A 14,435-nucleotide genomic window follows, 5' to 3' on the forward strand; every position below is an offset into this window, starting at 1 on the left:
ATCACCGATTCGAGAAGGCGGCGCGGACCGCGTCGCCCACCTGGCGCTGGATCGGGTCGGCGGCCGGCCCGAACATGCGCTCGTCCACCTCGGTCACCGCGGCCTGCGCCGCCCCGAGCAGCCGGGCCCCCTCCGGGGTGACCTCGATGGTGGAGGCCGACCCGGCGCGGGCGGTGTTGTCGCGCACCAGCCCGGCGCCGGCCAGCGCCTTCACCGCCGTGTGCATGCTCTGCACCGTGATGCCCGACATGCGCGCCAGGTCACTGAACGACGCCCCCGGCACGGCGGCGATGTGCGCGAGCAGGCCGAGCCGGTTCACCGTGAGGTCGAGCGGCGCGAGCACGGCGTTGAGCTCGGTCTCGATGCGGCGGGCCAGCGTGAGCACGACGATGGAGGTGCTGCTCACGGGGGCGGCGGGACGGTCGTTCTCGATGCTCACGCCTCTAGTCTCCCGTACGGCGGGATAGTGTTCCGGCCATGGCAGACGACGTACCGGAGAAGGTGGCCTGGGTTCTGCTCCGCGACCAGCGGGTGCTGGTGACCCGCAACCACGGCCGGGAGGTGTTCTACTTTCCCGGCGGCATGCGCGAGCCCGGCGAGTCCGACGATCAGACCCTCGTGCGGGAGATCGACGAGGAGCTCCAGACGGTGATCGACCCGGGCACGATGGTGCACGTCGGCACCTTCGAGGTGCCGCCCGGCCATTCGGAGCGCGGGCCGTTCCGCATGATCTGCTACACCGCCGACCACGAGGGGCCGCTGAGCCCGGCCAGGGAGGTCGAGGAGAAGGCGTGGATCGGATACGCCGACCGCCACCGGGTGTCATACGTCGACTCCCTGGTCCTCATCGCCCTCCACGAGCGCGGCCTGCTTTCATGAGCCGGTGATCGAGAGGTAGGCGCCGAGCTCCGAAGGGACCCGGACCTTACCGTTCTTGGGGGCCACGGCGAGGTAGATCGCGGACACCGACTTGGTGGCCCGCTTCGTGTAGCGGCGGCCGTGGCTCGTCGCCGCCGCGACGGGGTCGTCGAAGTTCAGCCGGCTGGTTCTGGTGCGGGCCGTGAAGGTCTCCTTGAGCGTGATGGCGTACCAGACCAGGGCGCCGCCGGCGGCGGTCCGCAGCGCGTAGAGCTCCGCCGCCCGCGCGAAGATCACCTGCGTCCAGCCGCGCTCACCCTCGCGGGCGAACTCGGCCATGAACCACGGCTTCCGCGTGGTGCCCTTGGCGGGGATCGCGAAGCGCGGCTTGATCATGGTCGCGTGGGAGGTCTCGACGCGCTCGCCGAGCGACTTGCGCAGCGCGCTGTTGATCTGGCTGATCTTCATGACCGGTCCGGCCTCGGCCGCCGCGAAGTCCGCGCCGCCGTCCGACTCGGCCTGCTTCACGGCCTGGTCCCAGAGCTTGAGCACGTTCCCGGCCTCCGCGACGGTGACCACGCCCGTGGGCTCGGGGGCGGCCTTGACGGCGGGCGGCCGTTCGGCCGCGCCGCAGGCGGGAAGGGCGAGCAGGCAGATGAGCGCGAGAGTGGGGCGGCGCATGGTCATGGTCGTCTCCGGGATGCCGATTGCCAGGGTGTACGAGGCCATCGGCGGCCCGGGTTCGACCCATACCGGATCGGTCGTTTCTACGGGGTGAGGGCGGTGACGGCGGTCGCCAGGTAGAGGCAGCCGCCGATCGCCACGGCCACGCCCGCCAGCGCCGGCGTCCAGGCCGTCGCGGCGCGTAGCAGCCGGTGACCGGGCACGCGGCGGCGCAGCAGCACGGCCCCGTGCACGGTCACCATCCCTACGGCGGTGAGCGTGACGGCCATCCCGGCGCCGAACGCCAGCACCAGCACGACGGCGTCGGCCGAGCGGCCGGTGAGCAGGCCGCTGACCAGCACGATGAACGCCGAGGGCGAGGGCACCAGGCCACCGGAGAGCGCGAGCGCGGTCAGTCCACGCCGCGACCAGGGATCCACCGGGTCCCCATGGCCGTGGCCATGCCCATGACCATGACCGTGCCCATGACCGTGCCCATGGCCTTGGGGTTGACGGGGGCGGAGGTGGCGGTAAGTCAGGTGCATGCCGACCGCGATCACGATCACGCCCGCGACCACCTGTAGCCAGGCCGTCACCGTCTTGGTCGCGACGGCCGCGCTGCTCAGCCCCACCCACGCCAGCGCGAGCGCCAGCACCGACACCGTGTGCATCAGCGCCACGACCACCCCGAGCCGCAGCGCGTCGCGGTAGCGGCCCCGCGTGCCGATCAGGTAGGCGGCCGTCACGCTCTTGCCGTGCCCGGGCGCGACCGCGTGCAGCGCGCCCACGCCCAGCGCGACGGCCAGCACCAGCCAGAACGCGCCCGCCCCGTCGAACAGGGCGATCAGGTAGCCGTCCTGCTCGTTCACGCGGCCGCTCCCGCCCGGCGGCGGCGTACCAGGAAGGTGACCAGCACGCCGAGCACGGCCACCAGCGCCACGGCGGGCACCGCGAGGGGCACGCCGCTCGCCGCCGACGGGTCGAAGCGCAGGCGGTGGGCGCCGGACGAGGCGGTGAACAGCGTCCGCGCGGGCGCGGCCGGTGTCTCGGCCGTGAGCATGGTCCGGTACGCCTCGTGCACGTCCGTCAGCGCGTCGATCCGGACGTCGACCTCGACGACCGGGGCCGCGCACGCGAAGCTGAACCGGGCTCCGTCGGCGAGCAGCCGCTCCAGCGGTGCCAGTTCCGCCGCGCACGGCCGTCCGGCCTGGGTCACGCCGACGCGGGCCAGCAGGTAGTCGCGTACGGCGGTCGAGCGGGCCAGCTTCTGCTCGCCGGTCAGCGTCGTGTCGGTGCCCGTCGCCGGGTCCTCGAACGCGCCGACCGAGCGGCCGAGCGCCACCCAGTCGTCCTCGGCGGGCAGCCAGGCGAGCGTCACCCGCGTGCCGTCGGCGCCGATCCTGGCGGTGGAGGGCGGCCCGAACGGATGCGCCAGCGCGGGCTGCGCCGCGATGATCACGGCGGCGACGGCCATGAGCAGGGCGCGTTTGATGAGGATCACGAGGTGGCTCCTGTTGGGCCCGGACACGGCCGGTCCCGCGATGGTTGGGCTTGGGTGCGGTTTGTCCGCGGCGGTTGGGGCTCGGGCTCGGGCGCGGGCGGTGCGCGGCAGTTGGGGTTGGGTGTGGCTGGTCCGCGACGGTTGGGCTTGGGTGCGGCCAGGCCGCGACGGTTAGGGCTTGGGTGCGGGCGGTGTGCGGCGGTTGGGGCCGGGTGAGGCCGGGGGACGGCCTCACCCGGGGTGGGTCACTGGGTTACGGAGATGGCCGGGCTGGTGATCTTCTGGTTCCGGCTCTCCATGAGGACCTCGTACGTGCTGCCGGCCTTCACCCCGGCCGGCACGCTGATGGTCTGCAGGACGCGGCCCAGCTCGTCGGCCGACACCTCGCCGATCAGCGTGCCCGGCCGGCCGCCGGGACGCCCGCCGCCGTTGGCCGCGTCGTTCTGGTCGCGCCACCACACGGTGACCTTCTCGCCCGGGTCGTAGCCGTAGGCCGCCGCCTTGACCTGGTCAAGCCGCCGTACCGTGGTCTTGTCGACGGTGACCTGCGCCCCGACCGTGTTCTCCGGGGTGCGAATGTCGTTGACGGTGCGCTCGCCCTTGGCGTTCTTGCGGATGACGAACCCGTCGTGGTGCTCGCCGTTGGCGTAGCGGGCCTCGAACGTGATGGAGTCGCCCGCCACGTCGATGAGCTGGTAGAGCTGGGTGTTCTGGCTGGTGCTGCGCACCTCGGCGCCGTTGCCGGTCCAGTTCTCGCCGCCGTTGAGCGTGTACATCTTGCCGCCGGAGACCGACACGACGTACGCGACGCCGTTGTGCACGCTCGTCGACTTGCGCGCCGCCATCTGGTTGCCGCGCCCGTACGAGTGGTCGTGGCCCTGAAGCACCAGGTCCACGCCGTACTTCTCGAACAGGGGCGCCCACTGGGTGCGCACGTTGGGGTTGTTGCGGGTGCCGGTGGTCGAGTAGACGGGGTGGTGGAAGGTCACCACGGTCCACTTGTTCGGGTTGTCCTTCAGCAGACCCTCCAGCCAGGACGTCTGCGCGGCCATCAGGGTGGCGTTGCTCTGGTGGTTGGTGTCCAGGCCGATGAACCGCACGCCCTGGTAGTCAAGCGTGTACGCGGTCTGCTTGAGCTCGGCGTTGCCGGGCCCGTTGTCCGGGTACGGGAACTGCGGCCGCCAGAAGGTGGACAGGCCGCCGCTGTACTCGTGGTTGCCCGGGATCGAGACGTTGTTGACCTGGCCGTCGATGAACCCGGCCGCCTTGAACCACTGACCCCACTGCTCCTCGCTGTTGGCGGAGTCGATGAGGTCGCCGGCGTTGACGATCATCTTGGCCTGCGGCCGGTCGCCGAACGCCTGCCGGAACACGCGCGGCACCGCCGAGTCGAGGTAGTTCTGCGCGTCGCCGTAGTAGATGAACGAGAACGGCTCGAAACCGGCGGCGGCCGTGGTGAAGTCGGTCCACGCGCTCCAGTTCGTGCCGTCGCCGACGCGGTAGGTGTAGCGGGTCTCCGGCTTCAGGTCGGTGAACTCGGCCGTGTGGTACGTGGAGGCGTACCCGAGCGTGGTGTTCACCGGCGTGCTGGCCAGGGCCCGGACGGTCTTCACCGCGCCGGCCGCGGGCGTGACCTGGCCGAGCGCGCGCGGCGCCTCCAGGAACTCGGCCTGCGCGGTGTCGGCGGTGGCCTCGGCCCGCCACGACACGCGCTGGCTGGTGGCCGGCGTGGTGGTCGGGATGAGGATCATGCGGTCCGGGATGGGGGAGGGCTTGTGCACCTGGGCGGCCGGGTACACGGGTGGCGCCGCCGCGCCGACGGCGGCGCCGCCGAACGCGAAGCCGGTGATCAGCAGCGCGCCGGTGCCGATCGCGGCGAGCTTCGCCTGCCGGGGCCCGAACGGCCACGGCTTCCTGGGGTTGTTCACGTCTGGCTCACTCCATGAGAAGCGGTCTCGTCCACCCGCGAGCGCGGGAATGGACGCCAGCGCATTCACCCAGGCACCGCTGACGATCACCTGTCCGGTGTTCGTCCGTCAGATGAATTCACGATCGTCAAGGCGGCGGTCATCGCACGTTGGCCCGGCGTTTCCCCGGCCCCGTCTACGATCGGCCACGCATCGTTACGGGAGGGAAGGTGCACGGATGCGCCACTGGGGGCTGCTGCCCGCCGTCGCCGCCCTCGGGACGCTCTTCGTGATGCCGTCCGTGGTCAAGACGGACGCCTTCATCACCGCCGAGACCACTGGGATCCTGCTGATCGAGGGCGGGGAGTGCTTCAGCGATCCGGCGTACTCGCCGGGTGCGGGGGAGCGGACCGTGCTCTACACCCCTTGTGACGGCGGGGCCGACAATCAGTCGTACGGCTTCACCCACGTCCCCGACGGCCCGTACGACCGGGTGGCGCTGTCGGCGTTCGCCTGGCGGAGCTGTGGTGAGCGGTATGCCGGGCTGTGGGGCGGCCGGGACGACCTGCGGTACTACCCGATCATGCCGACCGCCGAGACCTGGGCTGACGGGGACCGCGACGTGATGTGCGCGGTCTACCGTCCCACGGGCCGCCTCACTGGTTCGGCGCTGCCTTAGACGCCCGGTCCGCGCCGGGGATCCAGGTGGAGAGCGGCGCGTCGATCTGGTGCGCGGTCGCCGGCCCGCCCAGGCGTGCTCCCCGGACGTCCGTGCTGAGCTCGCCCAGCACACCGACCGCCACCAGGAACCGGCGCTCGGTGGCCGGTTGGTGGTCCGGTGAGGGGAGGCCCAGGGCGGCCGACTGGGGCAGCAGGTCCGGCTCGGCGGTGGCCTGGTGGAAGAGCTGGTGCGGGGCGGCGAAGGGGAGCTCGACCTCCGACTCGACGCCGTAGGCCCGTAACACGCGAACCGGTCCCGCGCGGTCCAGGAGGGCTGATTTGCCGATCCCTGGCTCGCCGCGGATCACCAGGGCGGCGCCGCGGTGCTCCCGTACGCCCGCGAGCGGCGCGTTCAGCCGCGCGCATTCGACGTGCCGGCCGGGCAGCATGCGCCGATCGTCAGCCACCGGGACCGGGGGTGTCAGACGAAGGCGCCGTGGCCGGTGATCGCGCGGCCGACGATCAGGGTGTTGATCTCGCGGGTGCCCTCGTAGGAGTAGATCGCCTCGGCGTCGGCGACGAAGCGGCCGATGTCGTAGTCCAGGATGATGCCGTTGCCGGCCAGCAGTTCCCGCGCCCAGCCGACGACCTGGCGCATCTGGGTGGTGCAGTACGCCTTGGCCAGCGCGGAGTTCTCGTCGCGGTAGATCCCGGCGTCCTGCAACTGCGCCAGTCGTACGACCATGCCCAGGCAGGCCGTCGCGTTGCCCAGCATCCTGACCAGGAGATCCTGGACGAGCTGGAACTTGGCGATCGGCCGGCCGAACTGCTCGCGCTCCTTGGCGTACCGCAGCGCGATCTCGTAGGCAGCGATCATGATGCCGCACGCCTGCCAGGCCACGCCGCTGCGGGTGCCCCGCAGGATCTTGGCGGTGTCGCGGAACGAGCCGGCGCGCTGCAGCCGGTTGGTCTCGGGGACACGGCAGTCCCGCAGCGTGATGTCGGCGTTCTGGACCGTGCGCAGCGCCATCTTGTTCTCGATCTTGGTGGCGGTGAAGCCGGGCGTGCCCTGTTCGACGACGAAGCCCTTGACGTGCCCGTCCTCGGTGTCGCGGGCCCAGACGACGATCAGGTCGGCGAAGGTGCCGTTGCCGATCCAGCGCTTGGCCCCGTCGAGCACCCACGTGTCGCCCTCGCGCCTGGCGGTGGTCCGCATGCCGCCCGACACGTCGGAACCCCCGGTCGGCTCGGTCAGCGCGAAGGCGCCGATCTTCTCCATCCTGCTCATCTCGGGCAGCCAGCGCTCCCGCTGCTCCTCGGAACCGCAGGTGGCGATGCTGCCCATGGCGAGCCCGGTGTGCACCCCGAAGAACGTCGCCATGGACGGATCCGCGTGCGCCATCTCCAGCGCCAGGAACCCGCTCAGCAGCCCGCTCGGCTTGGGCCCCGGGCACTCGGGATAGGCGAGCCCGGCGATCCCCAGCTCGGCGTAGCCCTTCACCAGGTCCAGCGGGAACTCCGCGCGTGCCCAGTAGTGGTTCGCGACGGGGACGACGTTCTCCTGGAGGAACGCGCGGACACGATGGAGGATCGCCCGCTCGTCGTCGGCGAGCAGGTCCTCGAATGTGTAGAAGTCTCCGGTCAGCAGATCGGCCATGGGTCTCGAGTACCCCGCGAGAGGGGTCCTATCCTGGACCGACTGTGACGCAAACCCTGATATCGGCTTTGAACCGCGCCGTCGCCGGTCGCCCCGCCGCGCCCGTGCGTATCCTGCACCTGGGCCTGGGCGGGTTCTTCCGCGCGCACCAGGCCTGGTACACCGACCACGCCCCCGACGCCGCCGGCTGGGGCATCGCCGCCTTCACCGGCCGCAGCACCCGGATCGCGGCCCGGCTGGCCGCCCAGGACGGCCTCTACACGCTGGTCACCCGGGGTCGCGACGGCGACGCCTACGAGGTGATCGGCTCGGTCAGCGCGGTGCATCCGGGCGGTGAGCACGGCGCCTGGCTGGCGTACTGGCGGCGGCCCGAACTGGCGGTGGTCACGCTGACGGTCACCGAGGCCGGCTACACGCGCGGCCCCGGCGGCGGGCTGGACCTCGGCCTGCCGGAGGTGGCCGCCGACCTCGCGGCGCTGCGGGCCGATCCGGAGGCCCCGGTCGGTACGGCGGCGGCGCGGCTCGTGGCCGGGCTGGCCGCGCGGCGGCGCGCAGGGGGCGGGCCGGTGGCGATCGTGTCGTGCGACAACCTGCCGGGCAACGGCGAGGTGACCGCGCGGGTGGTCGAGGAGCTGGCGGAGGCCGCCGGGCTGCGGGGCGAGGCCGCCTACGTGACGACGATGGTGGACCGGATCACGCCGTACCCGGAAGAGGAGGATGTCCGGGTCGTGGCCGGGGCCACCGGCTGGGCCGACGCCGCGCCCGTGGTGACCGAGCCGTTCGCGGAGTGGGTGCTGAGCGGGGACTTCCCGGCGGGCCGGCCGGAGTGGGACGCCCGGTTCGCGGCCGACGCGACCCCGTACGAGGAACGCAAGTTGTGGCTGCTCAACGGCGGTCACTCGCTGCTCGCCTACGCCGCCTCCCTGCGCGGGCACGTCACGGTGGCCGAGGCCGTGGCCGATCCGGTGTGCCGGGGCTGGCTGGCGGAGTGGTGGGCCGAAGCCTCCCGGCACCTGGAGTTTCCCGAGCATGAGCTGGCCGCGTACCGGGAGGCGTTGCTGGAGCGGTTCGCCAACCCGCGCATCCGGCACACCCTGGCGAAGATCGCCGAGGACGGGTCGCAGAAGGTGCCGGTGCGCATCCTGCCCGCCCTGCGCGCCGAGCGGGCCCAGGGCCGGATGCCCGGCGGTGTCGTACGGGCGCTCGCGGCCTGGCTGCTGCATCTCAGGGGCGGCGGCGTTCCGGTGCGGGACGCCGCCGCGCCGGTCGCCGGCGGGTCCTTGACCGAGGCCGCCCGTGCCGTGCTGGCCTGGCTTGAGCCGGGGCCGGCCGAGGACGCCGCCCTGGTCGAGGCCATCGTGCGGGAGGCGGGGGAGCTCAGCTGAGGGGCTCCCATTCGAAGGCGTCCCGGTGCCGCCTGACCCGGCCCAGCCCGGGGAACGGCAGGTGGTAGGCGTGGATGAGCAGGCTCTCGTCGGCCGCCCACTCCAGGATGCGGCGGCGGCTGCGTACCGAGCGGGTGGCGTCCAGGTCCCAGGGCGTGCGCCACGCGGGGTGCCTGAGCTGCAGCGGGTCGTAGAAGGAGTCACCCACGCACAGCAGCCGCTCCCCCCGTGACTCCAGCAGCACCGCCGTGTGCCCGGGCGTGTGGCCGGCCGCGTCCACGGTGCGGACGTGCGGCAGGATCTCCACCCCGTACTCGACCGCGTGCAGCCGCTCGCCGAACAGCCGGATCGTGTCCAGCGCCGATCCGCGCGCCAGGTCGGGGATCGAGGCCGCCTCGTCCGTCCAGAACGCCACCTCCGCCGCGTGCGCGAACGCGGTCGCCTCGGGGAACGCCGGCTCGCCCGCCCACACGGCGCCCCGGCTGTGGTCCTCGTGCAGGTGGGTGAAGACGACGGCCGAGACGTCGGAGGTCGTGTACCCGGCCTCGCCCAGCCCGTCGGTGAACCGGCCGACCAGGGGCGCGAAACCGGGACCGTACCCGAAGAACTGTTCGCCCAGTCCGGTGTCGATCACCGCGAGCCCGCCCGGCGTCTCCACGCACACGCAGTTGTAGGCGGCCGTCAGCGTGCTCCTGCCGCTCCCCTCCCGCTCCACGGCGGCGCGCAGCTCCTGCTCGGGCACGCCCGAACCGGGGGTGTAGAACAGCTCCAGCGGCGGCTCCCACGGCGGCTCCGGCTGGCCGTCGCTGATCACCAGGCAGTTGAGGTCTCCGACCGTGAACCGATTCCACATAGCCGACACCATAGATCCGCGCGCCGTCCGCCATCTAAGGGTGCGAGACCTCGACGAGGAGAACCTTTGCACCCTGACCAGCAGCGGGATTTCACGGAGTTCGTCACCTCCCGCTCCGACAGCCTGATCAGGCTCGCGTACGTGCTGACCAACGACCAGCACGCCGCCGAGGACCTGCTGCAGACGGCGCTGGCCAAGACGGCCGCGCACTGGCGCCGGATTCGCGAGAATCCGGAGGCGTACGTGCGGCGGGTCATGTACCACGAACAGGTCGGCCGCTGGCGAAGCCCGCGCTGGGGCCGCGAACGCGTGCTCCAGGAGCCACCCGACCGGGGCGTGGCCGACCGGACCGGCGAGATCGAGACGCGCGTCACCCTGGCCGAGGCGCTGCGGGCGCTCCCCGTGCGCAAACGGGCGGTCCTGGTGCTGCGCTACTACGAGGACCTGCCGGAGTCCGAAGTGGCCAAGATCATGGGCTGCTCGGTGGGCACCGTACGCAGCCAGACCCACGAAGCCGTCGCCCGCCTGCGCCGCCTGGCCGGCGAGAGCACCAACCTGGAGGGCCTGCGATGACCATCGACGAACGGCGGATCGCCGACGAGCTGCGGCGGATGGCCGCCGAGGCCACCCCGATCGACGCGGCCGCCTACGCCCGGCGGGCGAGCACCCGTTCCCGGCGGAGGTCCTGGCCGATCGCCGGGCTCGCGGCCGCCGCCTTGGCGGCGGTCGTGATCGTGGTGCCCGCCCAGAACCAGGGCCCGGACACCGCCGTGAAGGTGGGGCTGCTGCCGGACAACGATGCCGCGCAGCGGCGGCTCGTCAGTGAGTGCATGCCGAAGGGCGGGCCCGTGCACAACATGGACGGTAACCGGCGTATCCCCGAGCACGGCTCGGCCGAGGACTTCCGGGTGCTGGTGGAGGCCAGGGACGAGGGCGGGTCGACCGCCCTGGTGGGTAGTACCGCCGGTTTCGTCCTGTGCACGCCGACCACGCAGAGGGACTTCGCGGAGCGGGCGGTGTTCACCTACTGGGGCAACGAGGCGCCGGGGGACATGCGGGGCTTCTCCGGTGATCTGCGGGTGGACGGGTACACCTCGCACACGCACTCGTACGCGGTGGGCGAGCGGCGGATCCAGCGGGACGACGTCTACCGGGTCGTCGTCGGCCGGGTTACCGAGAGCGTGCGGCGGGTCGGGATCGACTGGGCGGACGGGCGGCGTACCGAGGCGCGGATGGCAGGCGGGTTCTTCATCGCGCGGGTGCTCGGCAAGGTGCGTCCGGACTCGGTCCTGGAGTCGCCGGACGTCACGGTGACCGCGTACGGGGCGGAAGGACAGGTGCTCGGCCAGGAGAAGACCGCCTTGGGCCCACTGGGCAGCGAGTAGCGGCCAGACCGTCGGGCGGCGCGGGCGGCGGCCAGATCGTCGGGCGGCGCGGGCGGCGGCCAGATCGTCGGGTGGCGCGGGCGGCGGTCAGGCCGTCGGGCGGTGCGTGGTGGTCAGGTCATGGGGGCTGGTGGCGGTCAGATCGTCAGCTCGTCGAGGAACTGCCCGGAAAGCCGCCGCGCGGGCCCCTCATACGCGCGGGCCAGCGAGCGGAAGACCTGTTCGGCCCGGATGGCGGGCCAGTCGGGCGGCAGGTGCTCGGCGGGCAGGTGAGGGTCTTGGCGGACGAGCTGCAGCCAGTCCGTGTGCAGCAGGAGCTGCCTGGCCAGATCGTCGGGCAGTGACGGGAGCGGCCGCGGGGTGTCCCAGCGGTCGAGGAAGGCCCGGTAGCGCCCGGCGATCTGCTCGGTGTCGAACGCCCGCCCGACGAGGTCGGCCGACTCCGTCGGCTTGAGCGCGCGGGCGGCCAGCACGGTGACGTGATCGTGCAGACCCAGCGCGGCGACCATGGCGCTCACGTCCTTGGCGCCGGGAGCGATCCACATGCCGCCCAGCAGCGGGCCGAACCCGGCCCAGACGAGCTGTGAGCGCAGGTCGTGGCGGGTGCTGCGGCGGCTGTCGGGCAGGGAGAAGCCGACCAGGGTCCAGGTGCCGTCCCAGTCGCGGTTGACGGCGCCGGTCTCCCAGACGCGTCGGCGGCCGTCCTCCAACACCTCCGCCGCGTACGCGGTCAGCCCGAAGTATGTCTTGCGCCCCCGCCGATGCCGCGCCAGCAGCCCCCGCTTGGCCATGCGCGTGAGCGTCGAGCGCACCGCCTCCTCCGACAGCCCCAGCCGGGCGAACACGTCGATGACGCTGCCCGAGTAGACGGCGACGCCCCGGCCCAGCACGTAGATGCCGAGAAAGCTGAACATCAGCGACTGCGGGCGGGCGGACTGCCCTTGGTCGTCCGTCTCTGCTTCACCCAGCGTCACAAGCAGAGGCTAGACGGATCCACGATATTGGGCAAAACTCTGACGAGAGTCACAAGAGTGCCCCAATTCGAGAGGTCGCGCGGATGGATCTGTCCGGAAAAGTAGCCGTGGTCACGGGAGCCGGTCGCGGTCTCGGCCGCGCGTACGCCGAGGCGCTGGCCGCCGCCGGCGCGGCGGTCGTGGTCAACGACGTGGACGCGGAGGCCGCCGCGGGCACCGCCACCGCGATCGCCGCCATCGGGGGCCGGGCCGTCGCCGCCGCCGGGGCGGTCGGCTCAGCCGAGGTGGCCGAGCGGTTGGTGGGGACGGCTGTGGCGGAGTACGGGCGGCTGGACGTGATGGTCACCAACGCGGGCGTGCTGCGCGACCGGATGATGTGGAAGATGTCGGACGACGACTTCGACACGGTGATCGACGTGCATCTGCGCGGCACGTTCACCTGCGCCAGGGCGGCCGCCGTACGGATGCGGGAGCAGGGCGAGGGTGGCCGCCTCATCCTCATCTCCTCGCCGGCCGGGCAGCGCGGCAACCTCGGCCAGACGAACTACGCCGCCGCCAAGGCGGGCATCGTCGCGATGGCACGCACTTGGGCGATGGAGCTGGCCAGGGCGAACGTCACCGTCAACGCCGTCGTCCCGGTGGCCGTCACCGAGATGACCAAGACCATCCCGGCCTTCGCCCCGATCCTGGAAGAGGCCGAGCGCACCGGCGGGCCGCTGCCGGGCTGGCTGCGCAGAGACGAGGGCATGGGCACCGTCGAAGACGTCGCCGGGCTCATCGTCTACCTCGCCTCCGACGCCTCGGCCGGGGTGGCCGGGCAGGCCATCGGCATCGGCGGCGACAAGCTGGCGCTCTGGTCGCACCCGGCCGAGAAGGCCGCCGCCTTCGCCGACGGCGGCTGGAGCGCCGACGCGATCGCCGGGGCCTGGAACGCCTTCGAGCCGGAGACGTACGGCATCCCGGCCCCGAAAGCCCCGATCGCATGAACGCCGATCCTACGAACGCCGATCGCACGAACGCTGGTTCTACCAGCGCCGATCGCACGACCACCGGTCCCGCGACCACCGATCGCACGAACACCGATCGCACGAACACCGATCGCACGAACACCGATCGCACGAACGCCGGTCTCACGAACATCGATGAGCTGGTCGCGATCGACGTCCACACGCACGCCGAGATCTCCAAGGACGGGCACGGCTCGCTCAGCCCCGAGCTGTTCGGCGCGTCGGGAGAGTACTTCGGTGCCCATGAGCAGCCGACCATCGCCCAGATGGCCGCCTACTACCGGGAACGGAAGATGGCCGCGGTGGTCTTCACCGTGGACGCCGAGCACGCCACCGGCCATCCGCGCATCGCCAACGAGGAGATCGCCGAGAGCTGCGCCGAGCACGCCGACGTGCTGATCCCGTTCGCCAGCGTGGACCCGTGGAAGGGCAGGGCGGGCGCCCGCGAGCTGCGCCGCCTGATCACCGAGTACGGCGTGCGCGGCGTCAAGTTCCACCCCAGCATCCAGGGTTTCGCCCCCGATGACCCGATGGCCTACCCCCTGTACGAGGTCATCGAGGAGCTCGGCGCCATCGCCCTGTTCCACACCGGTCAGACCGGCATCGGCGCGGGCGTGCCGGGCGGGGGCGGGGTCCGGCTGAAGTACTCCAACCCGATGCTGGTCGACGACGTGGCGGTGGACTTCCCGCAGTTGCGGATCATCCTGGCCCACCCGTCGTTCCCCTGGCAGGACGAGGCCCTCGCGGTCGCCACGCACAAGCCGTACGTGCACATCGACCTGTCCGGCTGGTCCCCGAAGTACTTTCCGCCCCAGCTCGTCCGCTACGCCAACTCGCTGCTGCAGGACAAGGTCCTGTTCGGCTCCGATTACCCGGTCATCACCCCGGACCGCTGGCTGGCCGACTTCGCCAAGCTCGACATCAAGCCCGAGGTCCGGCCCAAGATCCTCAAGGACAATGCCGCCCGCCTGCTCGGACTCAAGGAGAGCACCCCATGACCACCGCTCACGGCCTCGCCGAGCTGAAGGCTCTCGCGGGCAAGGACCTCGGCCACAGCTCGTGGCTGGAGATGACCCAGGACCGCGTGAACCTGTTCGCCGACGCCACCAACGACCACCAGTGGATCCACACCGACGCCGAGAAGGCCAAAGAGGGTCCGTTCGGCGGCACCATCGCCCACGGTTACCTGACGCTCGCGCTGGTCATCCCGTTCTTCACCGAACTGCTGGAGATCCAGGGCGTCAGGATGAGCATCAACTACGGGCTGGACAAGGTCCGCTTCCCCAGCCCGGTCAAGGTCGGCGACCGGATCCGCCTGGCCGCGACCGTCGCCTCGGTTGATGACGTACCAGGCGACGGGGTCCAGATGGCCATGGACTTCACCATCGAAATCGAAGGCTCCACCAAACCCGCCTGCGCCGCCCGCGCCCTCCTCCGCCACTACACCTGACCACACCTCCCCCACCCTCCGAGAGGGACCGCGCTCTCCGGGAGGATCTCGGCTCTTCGGGAGGGGCCCCCTTCCGTGGAGGGGACTCGCCTTCCGGGAGGCCCTGGCTCTTCGGGAGGGGACCGCACCCTCCGG

The 14,435-nt window shown here is 71.8% G+C and carries 17 protein-coding genes; 8 read left to right on the forward strand and 9 right to left on the reverse strand.

The window, feature by feature from the left end; translation table 11 throughout:
* Nucleotide 1 precedes the first annotated feature (1 nt).
* On the reverse strand, nt 2-439 hold the full coding sequence (locus C4V41_RS04535) for a MarR family winged helix-turn-helix transcriptional regulator (RefSeq protein ID WP_103954408.1): 438 nt from the start codon (nt 437-439) through the stop codon (nt 2-4).
* A 38-nt stretch (nt 440-477) separates the two neighbouring features.
* Between C4V41_RS04535 and C4V41_RS04540 the strand changes: the two genes are divergently transcribed.
* On the forward strand, nt 478-879 hold the full coding sequence (locus tag C4V41_RS04540; RefSeq protein ID WP_103954409.1) for an NUDIX hydrolase: 402 nt from the start codon (nt 478-480) through the stop codon (nt 877-879).
* Here the strand turns inward: C4V41_RS04540 and C4V41_RS04545 are convergent.
* From C4V41_RS04545 to C4V41_RS04560, 4 genes are all read right to left on the reverse strand, one after another.
* Entirely contained in the window at nt 874-1,587 is a 714-nt protein-coding gene (locus C4V41_RS04545) for a hypothetical protein (RefSeq protein ID WP_103954410.1), read from the reverse strand. The two genes, C4V41_RS04540 and C4V41_RS04545, sit on opposite strands and share 6 nt — an antisense overlap.
* Before the next feature lie 38 nt (nt 1,588-1,625).
* Nucleotides 1,626-2,390 carry a nickel/cobalt transporter gene (locus tag C4V41_RS04550; protein WP_103954411.1) on the reverse strand — a complete coding sequence of 255 codons (765 nt, stop codon included), beginning with the start codon at nt 2,388-2,390 and terminating at the stop codon, nt 1,626-1,628.
* Nucleotides 2,387-3,022 (reverse strand): hypothetical protein, encoded by a 636-nt coding sequence (locus C4V41_RS04555; protein WP_103954412.1) that lies wholly within the window; start codon nt 3,020-3,022, stop codon nt 2,387-2,389. The genes C4V41_RS04550 and C4V41_RS04555 overlap by 4 nt, the downstream gene beginning before the upstream one ends.
* 245 nt (nt 3,023-3,267) lie before the next feature.
* Nucleotides 3,268-4,950 (reverse strand): purple acid phosphatase family protein, encoded by a 1,683-nt coding sequence (locus C4V41_RS04560; protein WP_103954413.1) that lies wholly within the window; start codon nt 4,948-4,950, stop codon nt 3,268-3,270.
* Between the two features lie 217 nt (nt 4,951-5,167).
* Here C4V41_RS04560 and C4V41_RS04565 point away from each other — a divergent pair, with 217 nt between their 5' ends.
* Entirely contained in the window at nt 5,168-5,608 is a 441-nt protein-coding gene (locus C4V41_RS04565; RefSeq protein WP_103954414.1) for a hypothetical protein, read from the forward strand.
* On the opposite strand, the gene C4V41_RS04570 is transcribed toward C4V41_RS04565, so the two are convergent.
* Together C4V41_RS04570 and C4V41_RS04575 are read right to left on the reverse strand one after the other, a co-directional pair.
* Complete coding sequence (locus C4V41_RS04570) at nt 5,586-6,056, reverse strand: AAA family ATPase (protein ID WP_146103533.1); 471 nt, start codon at nt 6,054-6,056, stop codon at nt 5,586-5,588. The genes C4V41_RS04565 and C4V41_RS04570 overlap by 23 nt on opposite strands.
* Before the next feature lie 14 nt (nt 6,057-6,070).
* Nucleotides 6,071-7,246, reverse strand: coding sequence for an acyl-CoA dehydrogenase family protein (locus tag C4V41_RS04575; protein WP_103954416.1), 1,176 nt, complete (start codon nt 7,244-7,246; stop codon nt 6,071-6,073).
* 68 nt (nt 7,247-7,314) lie between these two features.
* Here C4V41_RS04575 and C4V41_RS04580 point away from each other — a divergent pair, with 68 nt between their 5' ends.
* A complete protein-coding gene (locus tag C4V41_RS04580; protein ID WP_200823737.1) occupies nt 7,315-8,631 on the forward strand; it encodes a mannitol dehydrogenase family protein in 1,317 nt (438 codons plus the stop codon).
* Here the strand turns inward: C4V41_RS04580 and C4V41_RS04585 are convergent.
* Complete coding sequence (locus tag C4V41_RS04585; protein WP_160150165.1) at nt 8,624-9,484, reverse strand: MBL fold metallo-hydrolase; 861 nt, start codon at nt 9,482-9,484, stop codon at nt 8,624-8,626. The two genes, C4V41_RS04580 and C4V41_RS04585, sit on opposite strands and share 8 nt — an antisense overlap.
* A gap of 66 nt (nt 9,485-9,550) precedes the next feature.
* Here C4V41_RS04585 and C4V41_RS04590 point away from each other — a divergent pair, with 66 nt between their 5' ends.
* Both C4V41_RS04590 and C4V41_RS04595 read left to right on the forward strand, forming a co-directional pair.
* Nucleotides 9,551-10,057, forward strand: coding sequence for a SigE family RNA polymerase sigma factor (locus tag C4V41_RS04590; protein ID WP_103954419.1), 507 nt, complete (start codon nt 9,551-9,553; stop codon nt 10,055-10,057).
* A complete protein-coding gene (locus C4V41_RS04595; RefSeq protein ID WP_103954420.1) occupies nt 10,054-10,869 on the forward strand; it encodes a hypothetical protein in 816 nt (271 codons plus the stop codon). Before C4V41_RS04590 ends, C4V41_RS04595 begins: the two co-directional genes overlap by 4 nt.
* 137 nt (nt 10,870-11,006) lie before the next feature.
* Here C4V41_RS04595 and C4V41_RS04600 read toward each other — a convergent pair whose 3' ends face one another.
* Nucleotides 11,007-11,843 carry a PaaX family transcriptional regulator gene (locus C4V41_RS04600; protein ID WP_200823738.1) on the reverse strand — a complete coding sequence of 279 codons (837 nt, stop codon included), beginning with the start codon at nt 11,841-11,843 and terminating at the stop codon, nt 11,007-11,009.
* Between the two features lie 83 nt (nt 11,844-11,926).
* On the opposite strand from C4V41_RS04600, the gene C4V41_RS04605 reads away from it, so the two are divergent.
* Genes C4V41_RS04605 through C4V41_RS04615 form a run of 3 tightly spaced genes read left to right on the forward strand, consistent with a single transcriptional unit; the run spans nt 11,927 to nt 14,300 of the window.
* On the forward strand, nt 11,927-12,829 hold the full coding sequence (locus tag C4V41_RS04605; protein ID WP_103954421.1) for an SDR family oxidoreductase: 903 nt from the start codon (nt 11,927-11,929) through the stop codon (nt 12,827-12,829).
* Nucleotides 12,826-13,848 (forward strand): amidohydrolase family protein, encoded by a 1,023-nt coding sequence (locus C4V41_RS04610; RefSeq protein WP_103954422.1) that lies wholly within the window; start codon nt 12,826-12,828, stop codon nt 13,846-13,848. The genes C4V41_RS04605 and C4V41_RS04610 overlap by 4 nt, the downstream gene beginning before the upstream one ends.
* Nucleotides 13,845-14,300: a MaoC family dehydratase gene (locus tag C4V41_RS04615; protein WP_103954423.1), complete on the forward strand. Its 456-nt coding sequence runs from the start codon at nt 13,845-13,847 to the stop codon at nt 14,298-14,300. The genes C4V41_RS04610 and C4V41_RS04615 overlap by 4 nt, the downstream gene beginning before the upstream one ends.
* Nucleotides 14,301-14,435: the final 135 nt, after the last annotated feature.

Origin of the sequence: Nonomuraea solani (assembly GCF_900108335.1) — a bacterium.
GTDB lineage: Bacteria > Actinomycetota > Actinomycetes > Streptosporangiales > Streptosporangiaceae > Nonomuraea > Nonomuraea solani.

Excerpts from the sequence above, each read along its gene's own strand:
- C4V41_RS04540 (WP_103954409.1), top strand. The coding sequence starts at position 478 with ATGGCAGACGACGTACCGGAGAAGGTGGCCTGGGTTCTGCTCCGCGAC.
- C4V41_RS04545 (WP_103954410.1), bottom strand. The coding sequence starts at position 1,587 with ATGGCCTCGTACACCCTGGCAATCGGCATCCCGGAGACGACCATGACC.
- C4V41_RS04565 (WP_103954414.1), top strand. The coding sequence starts at position 5,168 with ATGCGCCACTGGGGGCTGCTGCCCGCCGTCGCCGCCCTCGGGACGCTC.
- C4V41_RS04575 (WP_103954416.1), bottom strand. The coding sequence starts at position 7,246 with ATGGCCGATCTGCTGACCGGAGACTTCTACACATTCGAGGACCTGCTC.
- C4V41_RS04585 (WP_160150165.1), bottom strand. The coding sequence starts at position 9,484 with ATGTGGAATCGGTTCACGGTCGGAGACCTCAACTGCCTGGTGATCAGC.
- C4V41_RS04595 (WP_103954420.1), top strand. The coding sequence starts at position 10,054 with ATGACCATCGACGAACGGCGGATCGCCGACGAGCTGCGGCGGATGGCC.
- C4V41_RS04605 (WP_103954421.1), top strand. The coding sequence starts at position 11,927 with ATGGATCTGTCCGGAAAAGTAGCCGTGGTCACGGGAGCCGGTCGCGGT.
- C4V41_RS04610 (WP_103954422.1), top strand. The coding sequence starts at position 12,826 with ATGAACGCCGATCCTACGAACGCCGATCGCACGAACGCTGGTTCTACC.
- C4V41_RS04615 (WP_103954423.1), top strand. The coding sequence starts at position 13,845 with ATGACCACCGCTCACGGCCTCGCCGAGCTGAAGGCTCTCGCGGGCAAG.